Here is a 1623-nt window from a genome sequence, read left to right on the forward strand (position 1 = left end):
CAGCAGCGCAAGGAATCCGGAATTGACGCCAAGCCGGAGCCAAGGTAACGCGTTGACCTAAAGTGGCCAGGCCCACTAGCAGCCGGCGCGGAGTGCGGCGCAAACGGTGCCGCCTTCGATCATGATGCAGCTCGACGATCCCAGCATCACACCGATGAGCATTACGGCCAGTGCGGCGGCGTGCAGTGCTCTCTTGGTGATCTTCGTCCTCATGAGTCACACCTTTCTGCTGGTGAGATGACCGCGGTAGGTCAGCTACCGCCGACCAGCCGATGCTATCGCGAGTCTTTGGACACGTGTGCAATATTGGGCAAACTCTGGGCTGTCTTGGATGGCCTGAATCGACGAGCGACTAGCGTTGACGGCGCTGCTTAGGGACGAAGTCCGGAATAGACGCCAAGCCCGACAAGGTTCACAGGAAATGACCGAAACCCCAGATGCCGAGACCGTCAACGCGTTCAACAAGAGCATCATCGACGAGTTCCGCGCCAACGACGGCAAGGTCGGCGGCCAGTTCGAGGGCGCCAACCTGCTGTTGCTCCACACGACCGGCGCCAAGTCCGGTCAGCCGCGGGTGTCGCCGCTGGCCTATTTCCGCATCGACGGCAAGCTCATCATCATCGGCTCCTTCGCCGGCGCGCCGGTCAGCCCGGCCTGGGTGCACAACCTGCGGGCCAACCCGCAGGCGCGCATCGAAATCGGGGCCCCGGAGGGAGTGCAAGCGTTCGACGTCGCCGCCCACGAGCTTCCCGCCGACGAGCGGGCCGCGCTCTTCGACAAGATCACCGCCGTTGCGCCCGGCTTCGCGGAGTACCAGGCCAAGACCACCCGGGTGATTCCGCTGTTCGAGTTAAACCGGACCTAGCCGGTGGGCGCTTCGCGGCGAGCGGTGCCATCTCTGGTTCTCGCCGTCGCGCGCGCGGGCAGCAAGCGGCTGCGGCTGGTGTGGTTCAACCTGGTGCAGACGGCGGTGGCCGCGGGCCTGTCCTGGTACCTGGCCCACGACGTCCTGGAGCACCCGCAGCCGTTCTTCGCGCCGATCGCCGCCGCGGTGTCGCTGTCGACCAGCAACGTGCTGCGCGCGCAACGCGCCGTCCAGATGATGATCGGGGTGACGCTGGGGATCGGCCTGGGCTCCCTGGTGCAGGGTCTGCTCGGGCCTGGCGGGCTACCCATCGCGGTCGCCGCGCTGGTGGCGTTGGCCGCCGCGGTGTTCATCGGGGGCGGCTTCATCGGGCACGGGATGATGTTCGCCAATCAGACCGTGGTGTCGGCGATCCTGGTGCTGGCCCTGTACCACGGCGGCGTCGGGCTGGAACGCATCTTCGATGCGCTGATCGGCGGCGCGGTGGCCATCGTTTTCGCCGTCTTGCTGTTTCCCGCGGACCCGCTGACGGTGCTGCGCAATGCCCGCGTCGGCGTGCTCGGGGTGCTGCACGACGTCCTGGCGCGCGCCGCCGACGTCGTCGCCGGACGCAAAGCCCGGCCGCCGGATTGGCCGTTGACGGCCGTCGACCGCGTGCACGAACAACTCAGCGGGCTACTCGAGGCGCGCACCACGGCTCGCCACGTCGTCACCATCGCACCGCGGCGATGGGGCCTGCGCGCGACGATCGAGGCCGC

At 67.4% G+C, this 1623-nt stretch carries 3 protein-coding genes; 2 read left to right on the forward strand and 1 reads right to left on the reverse strand.

What is annotated here, in order from left to right; translation table 11 throughout:
* Positions 1-75: 75 nt before the first annotated feature.
* Positions 76-213 (reverse strand): hypothetical protein, encoded by a 138-nt coding sequence (locus A5652_RS27585; RefSeq protein ID WP_156745303.1) that lies wholly within the window; start codon positions 211-213, stop codon positions 76-78.
* A 208-nt stretch (positions 214-421) separates the two neighbouring features.
* Here A5652_RS27585 and A5652_RS12625 point away from each other — a divergent pair, with 208 nt between their 5' ends.
* Together A5652_RS12625 and A5652_RS12630 are read left to right on the forward strand one after the other, a co-directional pair.
* Positions 422-865 carry a nitroreductase family deazaflavin-dependent oxidoreductase gene (locus A5652_RS12625; RefSeq protein WP_067351320.1) on the forward strand — a complete coding sequence of 148 codons (444 nt, stop codon included), beginning with the start codon at positions 422-424 and terminating at the stop codon, positions 863-865.
* A 3-nt stretch (positions 866-868) separates the two neighbouring features.
* Positions 869-1623 (forward strand): aromatic acid exporter family protein (locus tag A5652_RS12630; RefSeq protein WP_067351324.1); only part of this gene is annotated, 755 nt, incomplete at its 3' end.

It is taken from the genome of Mycobacterium sp. 1165178.9 (assembly GCF_001673555.1).
Classification (GTDB): Bacteria; Actinomycetota; Actinomycetes; order Mycobacteriales; family Mycobacteriaceae; genus Mycobacterium.